Annotated in this window: 14 protein-coding genes; 7 read left to right on the top strand and 7 right to left on the bottom strand. The window is 60.1% G+C overall.

The genetic code is table 11. The features are described from left to right. Window positions 1–21: 21 nt before the first annotated feature. The 3 genes from SFY93_RS20435 to SFY93_RS20425 form a co-directional block, all read right to left on the bottom strand. Entirely contained in the window at window positions 22–1,884 is a 1,863-nt protein-coding gene (locus tag SFY93_RS20435) for an ABC-F family ATP-binding cassette domain-containing protein (protein ID WP_320444386.1), read from the bottom strand. Window positions 1,885–1,969: 85 nt separating this feature from the next. Next, window positions 1,970–2,146, bottom strand: coding sequence for a hypothetical protein (locus SFY93_RS20430; protein WP_175366131.1), 177 nt, complete (start codon window positions 2,144–2,146; stop codon window positions 1,970–1,972). 180 nt (window positions 2,147–2,326) lie between these two features. Beyond that, on the bottom strand, window positions 2,327–2,605 hold the full coding sequence (locus tag SFY93_RS20425; protein WP_320444385.1) for a sulfur globule protein precursor: 279 nt from the start codon (window positions 2,603–2,605) through the stop codon (window positions 2,327–2,329). Between the two features lie 279 nt (window positions 2,606–2,884). On the opposite strand from SFY93_RS20425, the gene ndk reads away from it, so the two are divergent. Both ndk and SFY93_RS20415 read left to right on the top strand, forming a co-directional pair. Beyond that, window positions 2,885–3,307, top strand: coding sequence for a nucleoside-diphosphate kinase (gene ndk / locus SFY93_RS20420; RefSeq protein ID WP_068731078.1), 423 nt, complete (start codon window positions 2,885–2,887; stop codon window positions 3,305–3,307). Between the two features lie 83 nt (window positions 3,308–3,390). Next, window positions 3,391–4,224: a TerC family protein gene (locus SFY93_RS20415; protein ID WP_089263957.1), complete on the top strand. Its 834-nt coding sequence runs from the start codon at window positions 3,391–3,393 to the stop codon at window positions 4,222–4,224. 75 nt (window positions 4,225–4,299) lie between these two features. Here SFY93_RS20415 and SFY93_RS20410 read toward each other — a convergent pair whose 3' ends face one another. Further along, window positions 4,300–5,466 carry an autotransporter outer membrane beta-barrel domain-containing protein gene (locus SFY93_RS20410; protein ID WP_414716936.1) on the bottom strand — a complete coding sequence of 389 codons (1,167 nt, stop codon included), beginning with the start codon at window positions 5,464–5,466 and terminating at the stop codon, window positions 4,300–4,302. Between the two features lie 463 nt (window positions 5,467–5,929). Between SFY93_RS20410 and SFY93_RS20405 the strand changes: the two genes are divergently transcribed. Continuing rightward, window positions 5,930–6,133 (top strand): cold-shock protein, encoded by a 204-nt coding sequence (locus SFY93_RS20405; RefSeq protein WP_089263958.1) that lies wholly within the window; start codon window positions 5,930–5,932, stop codon window positions 6,131–6,133. A gap of 123 nt (window positions 6,134–6,256) precedes the next feature. Here the strand turns inward: SFY93_RS20405 and SFY93_RS20400 are convergent, their stop codons facing one another. Beyond that, complete coding sequence (locus SFY93_RS20400) at window positions 6,257–6,640, bottom strand: hypothetical protein (protein ID WP_320444383.1); 384 nt, start codon at window positions 6,638–6,640, stop codon at window positions 6,257–6,259. A gap of 285 nt (window positions 6,641–6,925) precedes the next feature. Between SFY93_RS20400 and SFY93_RS20395 the strand changes: the two genes are divergently transcribed. Both SFY93_RS20395 and SFY93_RS20390 read left to right on the top strand, forming a co-directional pair. Further along, the gene (locus tag SFY93_RS20395; protein WP_320444382.1) at window positions 6,926–8,893 is read left to right on the top strand and encodes an adenylate/guanylate cyclase domain-containing protein; all 1,968 of its coding nucleotides are present in this window, start codon (window positions 6,926–6,928) and stop codon (window positions 8,891–8,893) included. A gap of 57 nt (window positions 8,894–8,950) precedes the next feature. Beyond that, the gene (locus SFY93_RS20390) at window positions 8,951–9,532 is read left to right on the top strand and encodes a TetR/AcrR family transcriptional regulator (protein WP_320444381.1); all 582 of its coding nucleotides are present in this window, start codon (window positions 8,951–8,953) and stop codon (window positions 9,530–9,532) included. On the opposite strand, the gene SFY93_RS20385 is transcribed toward SFY93_RS20390, so the two are convergent. Together SFY93_RS20385 and SFY93_RS20380 are read right to left on the bottom strand one after the other, a co-directional pair. Beyond that, window positions 9,533–10,483 carry a fatty acid desaturase gene (locus SFY93_RS20385; RefSeq protein ID WP_320444380.1) on the bottom strand — a complete coding sequence of 317 codons (951 nt, stop codon included), beginning with the start codon at window positions 10,481–10,483 and terminating at the stop codon, window positions 9,533–9,535. It abuts the gene before it with no gap. A 20-nt stretch (window positions 10,484–10,503) separates the two neighbouring features. Further along, entirely contained in the window at window positions 10,504–11,541 is a 1,038-nt protein-coding gene (locus SFY93_RS20380) for an alpha/beta fold hydrolase (protein WP_320444379.1), read from the bottom strand. A 350-nt stretch (window positions 11,542–11,891) separates the two neighbouring features. Between SFY93_RS20380 and SFY93_RS20375 the strand changes: the two genes are divergently transcribed. Together SFY93_RS20375 and SFY93_RS20370 are read left to right on the top strand one after the other, a co-directional pair. Then, window positions 11,892–12,716, top strand: coding sequence for an alpha/beta fold hydrolase (locus SFY93_RS20375; protein WP_320444378.1), 825 nt, complete (start codon window positions 11,892–11,894; stop codon window positions 12,714–12,716). Between the two features lie 265 nt (window positions 12,717–12,981). Then, window positions 12,982–14,958, top strand: a complete 1,977-nt coding sequence (locus tag SFY93_RS20370) for a DNA/RNA non-specific endonuclease (protein ID WP_320444377.1) — start codon at window positions 12,982–12,984, stop codon at window positions 14,956–14,958. Window positions 14,959–14,965: the final 7 nt, after the last annotated feature.

Here is a 14,965-nt window from a genome sequence, read left to right as displayed (position 1 = left end):
AAGTAAGCGACGGCTGTGTTTTCAGCCGTTGGCTTCTTCATGCAGAGAACTCGCGCTCAGCCATTGCTCTTCGGCGCGTTGCAATGCGTCCGCCGCAGCGGCGCGCGCTTTGGTGAGTTGCATGGCCTGCTTCGGATCTTTCTTGAACAGGTCGGGCAATGCGAGTGCAGTATCGATCTTGGCGATGATGGCGGTGATCCGCTCCATCTCGGCTTCCGCTTCGGCGACCTGCTGCTTGAGCGGGACCTTCTTTTCTTTAGGCTTCGCCAGCTTTTCGCGGTCCGTGTTTGCGCGGTCGCGTGTCGGCGCGCGCATGCCGCGGGCTTGCATGACGACTTTGCGATAGTCGTCGAGATCGCCGTCGAAATTGGTGACGGTGCGGTCGGCCACGACCCAGAGCTGGTCAGCGCAGGCCTCGATCAGATAGCGATCATGGGAGACCATGATTACTGCGCCGGGGAATTCGTTGATCGCCTCGGCAAGTGCCGCGCGGCTGTCGATATCGAGATGGTTGGTTGGTTCGTCCAGAATGATCATGTTCGGACCGTAGAAAGTCGCGAGCCCCAGCAGGAGCCGCGCCTTTTCGCCGCCGGACAGACTTTTTACGATCGTATCCGCGGCCTTGCCGGAAAAGCCGATATTGCCGGCACGCGCGCGGATTTTTGATTCCGGCATGTCGGGCATTAGCTTGCGCACGTGATCATAGACGGAGTTGTCCATCACCAGCTCGTCGAGCTGATGCTGGGCGAAGTAAGCAATCGACAGTTTGTCGGCGCGGGTGATTGATCCTGAAAATGGCTTCAGCTTGTTTGCCAACAGCTTGACCAGCGTCGACTTGCCGTTGCCGTTGGAGCCGAGCAGGGCAATGCGATCCTCGGTATCGATGCGGAGTGTCACCTGATTGAGTACCGGCTTGCCGGGCTCATAGCCGACCGACACATTGTCCACCGCGAGAATCGGCGGCGACAGGATCTTTTCGGGCGCTGGGAAGACGATCTCGCGCACGTCTTGCGTTACTAGCGCCGAGATTGGCTTCATGCGCTCAAGCATCTTGACGCGCGATTGTGCCTGACGTGCCTTGGAGGCCTTGGCCTTGAAGCGATCGACGAAGTCCTGCAGCCGCTTGCGCTCGGCTTCCTGACGCTTGACGTTCTTGGCGTCGAGCGCCTCTTTGTTGGCGCGGAACTCTTCGTAATTTGAGTAAGTCCCGCGATAATGCACGAGCTTGCCACGGTCGAGATGCAGGATCTCGTTCACCGACGTATCGAGCAGGTCGCGGTCATGGCTGATGACGATGACCGTGCGCGGATAGTTGGCGAGATGATCCTCGAGCCACAGCGTGCCTTCGAGATCGAGATAGTTGGTCGGTTCGTCCAGCAGCAACAGGTCCGGCGCCGAGAACAACGTGGCCGCAAGCGCGACGCGCATGCGCCAGCCGCCGGAGAATTCGGAACAGGAGCGCAACTGGGCTTCAGCCGAAAAGCCAAGGCCGCTCAGAATCGCTGCGGCGCGAGCGGGCGCGGAATGCGCATCGATATCGACAAGGCGGGTCTGGATGTCGGAAATGCGCTCCGGATCGGAGGCGGTCTCAGCTTCCTTCAGCAGTGCGTCGCGCTCGAGATCGGCTTTCAAGACGACGGAGATCAGGCTTTCGGGGCCGTCCGGCGCCTCCTGGGCGAGGCTGCCGATACGCCAGCGGGGCGGAATCGAAATACTTCCGGTTTCGGTGGCCAGATCGCCGCGAATGGCGTGAAAAAGTGTCGATTTACCGACGCCGTTGCGGCCCACGAAACCCACGCGGGCTCCCGGCGCAATCTGTACCGTGCTCTCGTCAATGAGCAGGCGTCCGGCGATCCGGATCGAAATGTCTGTGATGGAAAGCATGCGGGGTTGTCACCGCTGCGACGCACAAAGGCAACCCCGATTTGCTCGCTGCTGGCGCGCGGAAGGTCAATTATGCCGTCAGCGGCTACCGCTTTTCGTCCTGCTGCCGCATCCGGTCGATTAACGTCTGGAGATGGGAGGGCAGGGTGTCGTCATCCGACCCGATATCACGGCGCAACCGCTCGCCGATGGCATTGCAGATCGCCACGCTGGTGGTGCGGTCGATGTGTTCTTCGCCATCATTGATGAACTGGTTCTGCATTGTCTTCCCGGCGCTCGTGGCAGTTGAATGACACTAAGGCAAGTCGTGCGGGCCGAAATTGTTTCAAGATTTATGGATTTGAGACTGTTTGAGTCAAAATTCGATGAATCGTCGATGGAACTGCCAAGAAAAAGCCCGGCCGAGGGAACGGCCGGGCGGTATTTCTCTGCTCGTGGAGCGTCAGTAGCAGCGATTGACCAGTCGCCAACGCGGTCCCCACGGGGTCGGAACGACCCGGCGGACGAGACATCCGCCGCCGCCATAGCCGTAAACCGGCCCGCCGACGAAGCGTGGTCCGCCCCAGCCGCGATGCCAGCCGCCGCCATGCCAGCCGCCGCCATGCCAGCCACCGCCGTGCCATCCGCCGTGGCCGCCCCAGGCGGAAGCCGAGGTCGGAGCCAGCGCCGCGGCGCCCAATGAGGCCGCTGCAACCAAAGTCAGTGCGATCTTGCGGAACATTCTCATCTCCTCTGGTACGGCGCGTGTTGCGCCTGCCGTGAACATGGCACCGGGGGCAAATGCCGTTGGCCGGGGTCATTGCAGGCAGTCTAGGAGGAGGAAGCTGAACCGGATCGCGCCAGCCCTGTCAGAAATGGTTCATGTGGATGACATCTAGGTAATTTCGAGCGCCGGATCTGCCAAAATGGGGCCTGCGACATTTGGACGGATCGCTTGCCGTTCCCGGATAGCGTCGATATAAGCCGCCATCTTCCAGCGACTGTTATTCAAGGATAAATCATGGCTATCGAGCGTACCTTTTCGATTCTGAAGCCCGACGCGACCGAGCGCAATCTGACCGGTGCGATCAACGCGCTGATCGAAAAGGCCGGCCTGCGGATCGTCGCGCAAAAGCGCATCCGCATGACCCGCGAACAGGCCGGCACCTTCTACGCCGTTCACAAGGAACGCCCCTTCTTCGGCGAACTGGTGGACTTCATGACCTCGGGTCCGGTTGTCGTGCAGGTGCTGGAAGGCGAGAACGCCGTCCTCAAGCATCGCGATGTGATGGGCGCAACCGATCCGTCGAAGGCTGCTGATGGCACCATCCGCAAGCTTCACGCCAAGTCGATCGGCGAGAACTCCGTGCACGGTTCGGACGCTCCGGAAACTGCAGCGATCGAGATCGCACAGTTCTTCTCGGGCAACGAGATCGTCGGCTAAACTTCCAGCCGAATTGACGACCGGTCGGCGCGCGGGGGCGCGCCGACCTTTCCAATCAAAACGAACAAACAAAGGGGCGCGCTGTGGACTGGTTGCTGCATATTCTCGATCCGGCGACGATCAAGTCGGTTTTCGTTCAGTTTCAGGTCGAAATGCAGCAGCCCGCATTTTGGGTAGCCGTCGGCAAGATCATCTGGATCAACGTTCTGCTGTCCGGCGACAACGCGCTCGTGATCGCACTGGCCTGCCGTGGTCTGGAACCGAAGCAGCGCATGTGGGGCATGATCCTCGGCGCCGCTGCCGCCGTGATCCTTCGTATCATCTTCACCGGCATCGTCGCCTCGCTGATGGCGCTGCCCTATCTCAAGCTGGTGGGCGGCCTCGCACTTATCGTCATCGCAGCCAAACTGCTGGTACCCGAACCGGAAGAAGAGGACGGCGTGAAGGCCGCCTCGCATCTGTGGGCCGCTGTGCAGATCGTGGTCGTAGCCGACATTGTCATGAGCCTCGACAACGTCATTGCAGTTGCTGCCGCTGCCAATGGCAGCGTGCCGCTGCTGATCCTCGGCCTTGCCATCAGCGTCCCGCTGATCGTCGCCGGCGCGGCGCTGATCATGGCGCTGCTGACCCGTCTGCCCGTTCTGGTCTGGCTCGGTGCGGCCCTGCTGGGCTGGGTCGCCGGCGAAGTGATCGCGACGGATCCTGCGGTCCTGCCGCTGATGCACAGCTTCTTCAGCGGTTCGGTCGGCACTGGCCTCGACAGCCTGATGTCATCGCTGGGCCTTGGCGTTCGTTTCACCAATGGGGGACATGGTGGCGAGATCGTCTGCGGTCTGATTGGTGTCGCTGTGGTGCTCGCTGTCGGAACGTTGTGGCGTCGTCGCAGCATGGCAGGGCACGCCGAGCAGGCGGCCTAACTCAATAAAAGAGCAAAGCGGGCGAGGGGCATTTGCCTTTCGCCCGCTTTTTTTGTTTCTGGAATCTGACGGTTTCTAGAACTTGAATTCGACGCCCAGCGTTCCCTGGTGGGACTGCGAATAGGCGCGGAACTTGCCGTCATAATTGAGATAGAGACGCGCGGTGTTGCTGAGGCTCAGCGACGCCGATGCGCCGGCGTCTGCGCCGTACTGGCTTTCGCCGATCCCCTGAACGGTGATGCTCTCGGCACCGAGGCTGACGGTGACGGCACTGAAGCTCTGATGCACATTGTCGACGAATTTGGCATAGCCCGACAGATCCAGAATCTTCTGATCGAATATCCAGTAACGCCCAACTTCAGCACCCATCAGGATGCGCGCGCGCTCGGCTGATGCGCCGCTTGCGTTGACAGGATTGAGGCCGCCAAGCTCCTGCATCGTGCCGGTTGTCGCGCGGGTGTATTCGAAGGCAGCCTTGGGCACGATCCGTGCCTGTTCGTAACTCCAGTAATAGCTCAGCTCGGTGAGCGCGCCGTCGATCCGCGCATTGTAGCCGGCGCTCGCGAGCCCCAGACCCGTGTCGCGGCGCGAGGTGATGTCGCCGAAGCCGTGCACCAATGCGATTGCCCAGGTCCAAGCGCCTTGGTCGACCGAAGCGTTGACTCCGATCTGTGTGAGGTCGAGCGTTGCAGACTGCAGCGCGAGCGGAACATCGATCGTGGTGTGGCTCTGGTCCACCGACAGCCCGACATTGACTCCCGGCATCAGCCGCGCGCCGATCCCGGCGACGCCGCCGATGGTCCGGCGCTTGTCGCCGACGAAATCCCCGAACGTGCTGGTATGCGCGCTAACGCCGTAGAATTCGGCCCAGCTTCGGAAGCGGGGCGTCTCGGTGGTCTCCGACGCACCGCCGCCGCCGGGATTGGCGCGCGACGCGCGGTTGAAGCCGTAGCTCGCCTGATCGCCGAGGCGCCGCAGGAACTGGCTACCGAGATCGCTGATGGCGACGCTGGCGGATTGCCCGGCATTGAAGTCGGTCGATGAGGGCACCGGTGCGGCTGGCAGCGGCGGTGTCGGCGGAGGTGTGGTTGGGGGCGGCGTGGTAGGCGGAGGCGCGACCTGGGCGGATGCAAGCGAAGGCGCAACGACAAGCGCGACGGCAAGGCCGAGTACAATGGTCCGGCGTTGCCGACTGGCAGCGGGGCTCCTGTCCGTTTGGGCGTATCGCGATGGATCGCGCATTGTCACTCGTTTCGAAATTGTCGCTGCAGTGCCGTTCGACTGCGGCAGAGCATACGCGATCCAATGAGCATTGCCGCTGCGCATTGAGCGCCTCCGGTGGCGATTGACGCGTATTGTTGTGCGATTGCCACAGCGGATTCGTGTCGCTTTTCATCACGTTATGGCCATTCACGCAGAGCGGGCCGACGATGTTTCAATCCGGCACGTCTGCTCATGGGTCCGGTCAGCGGCTTTCGATAGGTACGCTTGAACGCGGCCGGTGATATCAAAACCTCTGCCGTAAAAAGCCAAAGACTTGCGTAGCCAAAATTTTCATGTTGGAATTCTTGCGCAATCGGATTGAGGCCGTTCGACTGTGCGTTTTGCGAGCAGGACATTCAGCAGACACCGGGAAGCCCGCTTGTGGCGTGGTACGCATGATGCGTGGCCGCGTCTTTTTTGTATCTAGATCGGGAGACAGACGATGCAGAAGGGCACCGTCAAATGGTTCAACCCAACCAAGGGGTATGGCTTCATCAAGCCGACTGTCGGCGACAAGGATGTCTTCGTGCACATCTCCGCCGTGGAGCGCGCGGGCCTTAGCACCCTCAATGAAAATCAGACCATTGAATACGACCTGGTGGAAAATCGCGGCAAGGCGTCTGCCGAGAACCTCAAGGTCTCATAACTAAGTCTTGCTGTGCCGGCCCTGACATACATATGGGCCGGCCGACTGATGTAACTCCGGCCTAAGCCGGGCCTTTTGTAGCTCCGGTGCGGATCGTGCCGAGCGGGCGAGGTTATGCCCGAATTATCGCTTCGTTGGCTTCTTCGCCTTTTTGGCCGTTTTCTTGGCGGGGACAGCCTTCTTGGCGGCCTTGTCCTTTTCGGCGTTCTGAGCCTTCATCGCTTGCGCTGCTTCTGCGATCTGAAGTGCTTCAACGGCCTTACGCATCGATCGCGCATAGCTATCGGCGGCATTATCGGCGGACATCTGAAGGCGCTTGGCGGCGGCCATGCCTTGCTCCGTCGCGTCCTTCGCCAGTTGCTTGAAACGGTCCTTGGCGGTCTTGTCCTTGGCCTTGGCGGCCAGGCCCGCATAGCGATCGCGTTGTGCCTTGACGGCTGCCATGAGTGTCTTGTTTTGCTGCTTAGCAGTCTGCCGGATGATCACACCCAGATCCGCGCCCGTCATTCTTCATTTCCTTAAGTGACAGCCAGAATAGTCAATTATTTCAATTATGCAGTTGCCATTGAGGCATTGCAATCGTCGCAGCTCGTGGCGCTTGCCGGCGTACTGGACGAGGTGAGCTCATTGTCCGATGTCGTAAGCACGGATCGGGTTTCTTTACCGTAAAGATACTCGGCAATTGCGCTTGCGTGGCGGAATCATGATACCGCGAGACGTCCCGTCCGGCGCAGCCAGGTCTGGCCTGTCGATATGCGGTGCCAGATTGGCTGGCGTGTGGAGCATCCTGCGATGACGGTGCCGGCGAGATCGCGTTTCCGGATTGGCTTCAGGACGTCGATCATTGCCTTGTTCGTCGGCGTCGTCCTGACGGTCGGTCTGGCGCTGGTTTATCTCAGCTTCAGCAGGGTCAATACGATCATCCGGACCGCGGCTTCGTCGTATCTCAGCGTGGTCGCGCAGGCTGCGACCGATCGCATCGATGCGCAGCTCAAGAGCGTTCACGACAATCTGGATATCCTGCGCGGTATCACATCGGTCCAGTCCGCGGAGCTCAAGAATAACCCGCGGCTGAACATCCTGCTGGCGTCGATGCTCCGCAACAACAAGCAGCTCTTCAGCCTGTATATGGGGTATGAGGACGGCTCGTTCCTGGAAATGGACCTCATCGACCGAACGGGAGCTGGGGTGAAAGCGCGCTTCGGGGCGCCGGACGGGGCCAGATTTCGCCTGTTCACGATTGTGAAAGCAGGCGATTTTGGACCGCTTCAGACCACGACCTCCTATCTCGACGATGCGCTGCGGCCTTTGGCAAGTCTGCCCGGACCGGTCGATTTCGATCCTCGCGTTCGGCCGTGGTATCGCGGCGCCTTCGAGCCCAATGCCAGTCTGCTGACCGAGCCCTATATTTTCTATCAGACCGGTGACATCGGCTACACGCTGCGAATGCCCATTGTGGAGGGGCAGCGGGGTGTTGTGGCCGGCGATATCCTGCTCAGTGAAGCCGAGGCCATGCTGCGCAAGCAGCAGCTCGGGCATTCGGGCGTGGCCTACCTGTTTGATGATGCCGACCGGGTGCTGGCGCATCCCGAGATGTCCCGCTGGCTTGAAGCCACGAGTGTGCCGAACAAACTGTCGGAGCTGCCGCGACTGAGCGATGTCGATACGATCGGCGCTACTGCGGCCATCAAGGCGTGGCGCCAGACCGGCGTTGAGCAACAGTTCTTTGATGACGGAACCGGGCGTGCCTATGCAGCCGCATTCAGGCCCGTAGAGATGGCTGGATCGGCCAATCTTCGCGTTGGCTTCTTCGCGCCGCTCGATGAATTCTATGCCGAGATAGAGCAGGAGAAACGCACGCTCTTCATTCTCGCATTTTGCTTCGTCATCGCCGCCGTACCGATTGCGTTCTGGATCGGCAACAAGCTGTCGCTCTCCCTGCGAATTCTGGCGCGCGAGGTCGATCGCATCCAGAACTTCCGGTTTTCGTCGATGCCGCAACTGCGTTCGCCGATCCGCGAAATCGACGATCTCGGCCGATCGGTCTTCACCATGCGTACGCTGGTGCAGACATTCTCGAATTTCGTTCCCAAGCGTCTGGTTCAGCAACTGGTCGAAACCGGCACGGCCATGCAATTGGGCGGAGAGCGCCGCGAAGCGACCATCCTGTTCACGGATGTCGAGAATTTCACGGGAATGACGGAGAACGAAGATCCGACCCGGGTGATGCTCTACACGTCGCGCTATTTCGCTGCGATTTCGGACGTCATTGCTACGCATCAGGGCACGGTTGATAAATATATCGGCGATGCGGTTATGGGGCTGTGGAACGCACCCGTCGAGCACACCAACCATGTCGCGCAGGCTTGCGCCGCTGTGCTCGATTGCGTCGAAGCCAATCGGAAGCTCAATGAGGAATTCGAGCGTGAGGGCTGGCCCGTCTACAGGACCCGGTTTGGCCTGCATGTCGGCGATGTCATGATCGGCAATATCGGGTCACCCGACCGCATGAACTACACGGCGCTCGGCGCGACCGTAAATCTCGCGTCACGGCTCGAGACGCTGAACAAGGACTACGGAACCAGCGTCCTGGTCAGCGAAGCCGTCAAGGAGCGGGTGGACTCATTGTTTCTTTTCCGCAGCGTCGCCCGGATCAAGCCGAAAGGCTTTGCCGCCGAAGTGCAGATCTATGAGTTGCTCGGCACGCGAGACCAACATTCCGTCGCCGCGTCTGATCGCCACGCCAATTTCCCTGTTTGATCGATGGGGGCCGCGCTATAGTAGGCGTATGGCAGCCCATAGAGTGAAGTTGCGGAGATGATCGAGGTGATACCCGTGCGGCGGGGGCGCCCTCGATCGGTCGAGACCGAGGATGCGATCCTGGACAGCGCCTATCGCATAATGGCAGCGCAGGGGCTCGCTGCGACGACCATCGATGCGATTGCGCGGGATTCCGGCGTCTCCAAGATGACGATCTATAAATGGTGGCCGTCGCGCGAAGCGGTACTGATCGACGCATTTCTGCGGCAGGCGTCGACCATGCTACCGCTTTCCGAGAGCGGCGATCCGTTCACGCGCATCACGAAACATGCCGCCGCCTATGCCGTGGCGCTGAACAGCGATTTCGGCAAGGTACAGCTCGCTGTCATTGCCGAGTGCATCTCGCGGACCGGTTCAGCGAAGATCTTTTCCGAACGCTACCTTGGCATCCGCCGGGATATATCGCTGGCAATTATCAAAGACGGCCAGAAGGACGGCAGCATCGTTGCTGCGGAGCCAGCCGGCGATCTCTATGATCGGATCTATGGCACGCTATTTTATGAGTATGTCTTTGGATTTCGGCCGCTGACGGCCGACTATGCGCGCAAACTCGTCAAATCCGTGTTGTCGGGGCGATAGTCAGATGCCGTCTTGCCGCGCGCGGCGAAACCAGCGCCAGGTTTCGCGTGTGACGGCCCGGTAACCCCAACCGCGATGCGCGATGCGCTCGTCGATGATGGCATTGAGCCTGGGCAATGCGTGGAAGGGGACGGACGGGTAGGCGTGATGCTCGACATGGAATGGCATATTCCAGGTGAACCATTTCGTCAGCGCGTCGGTATAGGTCGTGCGGGTGTTCTCATAAGCGCTGCGGGTACGCTCGCAGCCGGTGTGTTCGGCATAGAGATAGGGCCGCAAGAATAGCTGACCGACATAGAGCGGGACGAGCCAGCACCACAGCAGCATCGTGCTGGAGAACGCGATGGAAGCGATCAGCAGCGCGAGATAGATGAGGGCATAGATGCGGGCTTCGCGCACCACCAAGCTCTGCTTGGATTCCGGGATCCACGGCGCCACGGCTTGTCCGGTCAGAGCACGGCGGACCAGCAGACGGATCCGATTGGTCAGTTGCACGATGCCGGTATAGGCGATGGCGAGTCTGGTGTCGGACGAGGGGATCGTCGCGGTGACGAGCTCCGGGTCGCGGTCGGGATCCTGTGTGAAGCGGTGATGATCCCAGTGAAACAGCGCATAGTGCTCATAGGGCAGAACGATCATCAGCGATGAGACATGGCCGAGGATCTCGTTGAGCCGCCGGTTGGTGAACACGGTCTTGTGCGCAGCCTCGTGCACCGCCATGAACAGGAAGGCGATGAGATAACCCTGGATGATGATCAGCGGGATCGCCCACACCACGCCGTAGCGGGTGGCGACCTGCCAGATCAGCGTTCCAACCAAAGCGATCAAGGCATAATGGCTGATCGAGCGAATGAGCCCCGGAAGATTGGCGCGAACCGACAGGTCCTTCAGCTGTGCGGGCGTTAGGGCGCGGGTTTCGATCTTGCCATGGCCAACTGCATCCATCGTCATCGGTTCGTCCCGTTCTCGGTTCAGGCGTTGGCGGCGAGCAGCGCCGAGACTCTCTTGTTGATGAAGGCGGCATCGACCGGGTTCTTGACCGGGTTGCCGGCGCGGTGTCCGTGCAGCGAGGGGATAGGGCACAGTTCGGCCGCGCGTGCGTTCGTCAGCAGGGGGAGTTCGTCTTCGTTGTCGCCGACCTGAAAATAATTGTCCGTCTGCCCAGGCATCAGCAGAACGCGTGCCTTGATAGCAGCCATGGCTTTCCGGAAGTCGGCACGGAATGCATCGCAGCGGCTGATATCGCCATTCTGCCAGGTCCGGAGCTGGGCCAGCAGATTATTAGCATCACGATGCGCAAAGGCGACATCCCATGATCGTGTCAGATAGTCTTCCAGCGAGGTGAAACCGGCCTCACGCCAGAGCTCATCGCGGTAGAAGCCGTGCGACATCGCCCAGCCGGCATAGACGCGTCCCATGGCGCGAAGACCGGCAGACGGCTTCGAGACAAAACGGCCATCGACAAAGGCAGGATCGGTGGTCAAAGCGGCCCGCACACTTTCGAGGAATACGGCGTTGAACGGCGAACAACGGGCGCTGCCGCAGACCACTGCGGCGCGTGCCACCATGTCCGGATAACGCGCGGCCCAGTGATAGGCCTGCATGCCGCCCATCGACCAGCCATAGACCAGTGCCAGACGGGTGATGCCGAATTGCTCGGTCAGCAGGCGATGCTGGATCGAAATAGCGTCATGATAGCTGATGTTCGGATAGGGGGCGCCAGCCAGAGCTTCCAGCGAATTCGATGGCGATGACGACAGCCCGTTTCCGAACAGATTGGGGATGACGATGAAGTAGCGGTCCGGATCGAGTGCGGCGCCCGGCGCGATCAGCCACTCAGTGTCGTAGTGTTGTGCGCCGAACGACGTCGGATAGAGGATGACGTTATCTTTGGCAGCATTGAGTGCGCCATAGGTCTTGTAGGCAAGCTGCAGGCGCGGGTGCCGCTGGCCGGATTGCAGCAGCACGTCACCCGCCTCGAAGATCTGGTAGTCGTTCGGCGTATTCATGTTGCAGCTCCGGAAGGTCCGTTGACGCTTGCCGAGGGTGCGACAAGCGATCCGCTCGACAAAATTTAATAACTGTACTATTGGTATATTAATTGGCGAAGAGCGCAATGCCGAAACTTCGGCATTGCCGCCTGAATAGCATGCAGCTGGTCGTCGCCCGTCGCCCGTCGCCCGTTGGCGGTTCGGCGACATCTTGTTTTGTATTCGAAACGTACAAGAGACTTGCGGCCCGTTAGTCTATTCACTGGCCTGTCATCGGCGCAGAGGCGGAAAGCGGCCAGGTTGTCCGCATAAGCCGCTGCGAATTCGAAGTCGCGCTTGCCCGCAACCCACTCAAAGGAGTCTGGATCATGGGAACCATCACCACCAAAGACGGCACCGAGATTTTCTACAAGGATTGGGGCACCGGGCAGCCGATCGTGTTTCATCACGGCTGGCCCCTGAGTGCGGACGACTGGGACAACCAGATGATGTTCTTCCTCAATCAGGGCTATCGCGTCATCGCGCATGACCGCCGTGGCCATGGTCGCTCCAGCCAGACCGCGACCGGCAACGAGATGGACACCTATGCCGCTGATGTCGCCGAACTCACCGATGCGCTCGACCTCAAGGACGCCGTGCATATCGGCCACTCCACCGGCGGTGGTGAAGTCGCGCGTTACGTCGCACGTGCCAAGAAGGGACGCGTTGCCAAGGCGGTGCTAGTCAGTGCGGTGCCGCCGATCATGCTCAAGACCGAGAAAAATCCCGACGGCCTGCCGCTCGAAGTGTTCGACGGCTTCCGTGCTGCGCTTGTTGCCAACCGCGCGCAGTTCTACGTCGATGTCCCGGCCGGGCCATTCTACGGCTTCAACCGGCCGGGCGCGAAAGTCTATCAGGGCGTGATCGACAACTGGTGGCGGCAGGGCATGATCGGCGGCGCCAAGGCGCACTATGATTGCATCAAGGCATTTTCGGAAACCGACTTCACCGAAGACCTGAAGGCGATCGATGTGCCGGTGCTCGTGTTGCACGGCGATGATGACCAGATCGTGCCTTATGCCGACGCTGCACCACTGACGGTGAAGCTGCTCAAGAACGGCACGCTGAAGACCTATCCGGGCTTCCCGCACGGCATGCTGACCACCCATGCGGATGTGATCAACCCGGATTTGCTGGCATTTGTTCGCAGCTAAACGAACCGGTGTGAACGACGCAGTACGTGTTGCGTCGTTCGCATTGTCTTTAACGGTCCTGCGACCGGCGCTCGCGAACTGAGCGGTCCCCCGTTGATGACCGGGATATGACAGTTCGGGGCGCCTGCCGAACAATAAATGCGTTGTCCTCGTTGCGGGAAAGTTACGATCAGGCCAATATGCAACCTTTGATAGCGCTCGCCGTGCCGACTTGGTACGGGCGCTTTGTTGGCGATGCTTTTTGGGCGGTTTGTGGGGACGCGCAATGGATTCCGGTCACGAAGCGAGTGAGTCTCAGAAAGACGTTGTTGCAACGACATCGACGGCACTGTCCGCACAGCTGGAGAAGATCATATCCAGGGCGGATTCGAGTTATGTGCCGCCTTCAGCGCGCGCCAAACGACGCAGCCGAGCCAAGGCAGATGATCGTTTTGCTATCCGCAAGAATTTCCTCGAGGCGCCGCGCAGCGATCCCAATGCGTTCGAGCGTATCATCGGCGAAAGCGATCTGCTGTCGATCAATTTTCTGGATCGGGGCAAGCGTGCAGCGGCGGCCGTGTGCCGGATCAGAGTGCCGAGTGACGGCGGGGCGTGGTACGGCACCGGTTTTTTGGTTGGACCACGACTGTTGCTCACCAATCATCACGTGCTTGGCGACGAAGACGAGGCGAGCCAGTGTGAGGCCGAGTTCGGCTACGAGCACGACATCGATGGCGTGTTGCGCGATCCGGTCTGCTTCAACCTGCGTCCGCATGAAATATTCTATACCAACGCCGAACTCGATATCACCTTTGTGGCGATTACGCCGTTGTCGGATGACGGCGTACCGCTCGACCGCTACGGTCGGCTCCCGCTGATCCCGCTGTCGGGCAAAGCAGTCGATGGCGAATGGGTCACGATCATTCAGCATCCGGGCAGCGAGCCGAAGCAGATCGCGATCCGCGCCAGCCAGATCGTCACGCTTGACCCAACCTCGGCTGTCGGGATCGACCTTAGTCAGTTCATCCATTATTCGACAGATACGCAACCGGGGTCTTCGGGCGCGCCCGTGCTGAATGACCAGTGGCAGGTGCTGGCGTTGCATCACAAGGCGGTTCCTGCGCCGAGCAAGCCCGGCGCAGTCGTCAAGGATCCGGTATGGATCGCCAATGAAGGCATTCGGATCAGTGCCATCTTTTCACTGCTCGAAAAGGAACGATTTGCAAAACGGCAGGCGGGGCTCGTTCTCGACAGGCTCGACAAGTCGCTCGGCCTCAGTCCGATGTCCCAGGGCATATCGGTTGGCGAGACGCTTCAGGAGGCTGACCGTAAGCCGCTTCAAGTGTCACGCTGGGCAGGTGTTCGTGGCTATGATGCGGGGTTTTTTAAGAGCAATCCCATCGATCTTGCGACGATCTATGCACCGCTGCTTGCCGCCGGCAAGGTTGCGCCATTGCTGGATGGCTCGGGATATGAACTGGCCTATCATCATTTTACGTCGGTGATCCATGAAGAGCGCAAGTTTCCACTGATCACGGCGGTCAATATAGCCGGGGGGAAACTCATCCATCCCGGCAAGCGAAAGGATACGTGGCGGCGCGACGCGCGGATCGCGGACGAGTACCAGCCGGACGGTGCCTTCTACGAAAAGGCCAAGGGTAACGATCCAGTTCAATTCAGCCGGGGGCATCAGGTCCGTCTGCTCGATCCATGCTGGAGCGCACTATCCGACGATGTGGAACGTCTTGAGGAAGCCCAAGCGGGTTCCGAGGATACGTTCCACTACACCAATGCAGCGCCGCAGGTGCAAAGCTACAACGATATCGACTGGGGCAATCTCGAGGACTATCTGCTGGATAAGGCGCAGACCTCCGAGAAGCGGTTGACGGTTTTTACTGGGCCGATCTATCGCGATGACGATCCCTATTATGGCAAAGGTCGCAAGGGCGGACCGTGGAAGGTGCCGCTCTCGTTTTGGAAAGTGGCGGTGTTGCAAAAGACGACAACCAAGATCGCCGCGGCGGCGTTCATCGTGGGGCAGACCCAGTATGTCCAGGCGCTGTATGAGGCCAAGGTGTTCTCCGGATTGAAGCCGTACACCGTCGATGAAATGCGCAAGCGCAGGATTCAAACCACGATCGTGGCGATCGAGGAGGCGACCGGTCTGGATTTCTCGGCGGTAAAGCCGTTCGATGCACACGGGACGCTGGAGTCGACGCGAAGAACCCGGTGGATCAACGATATGGACGACGTCGTAATCTGACCTGCGG

This window comes from Tardiphaga sp. 42S5 (assembly GCF_034044155.1).
In the GTDB taxonomy this organism is placed as follows: domain Bacteria; phylum Pseudomonadota; class Alphaproteobacteria; order Rhizobiales; family Xanthobacteraceae; genus Tardiphaga; species Tardiphaga robiniae.
Note: the sequence above shows the minus strand (reverse complement) of the source record. Positions and strands in the feature narration are given on the sequence as shown.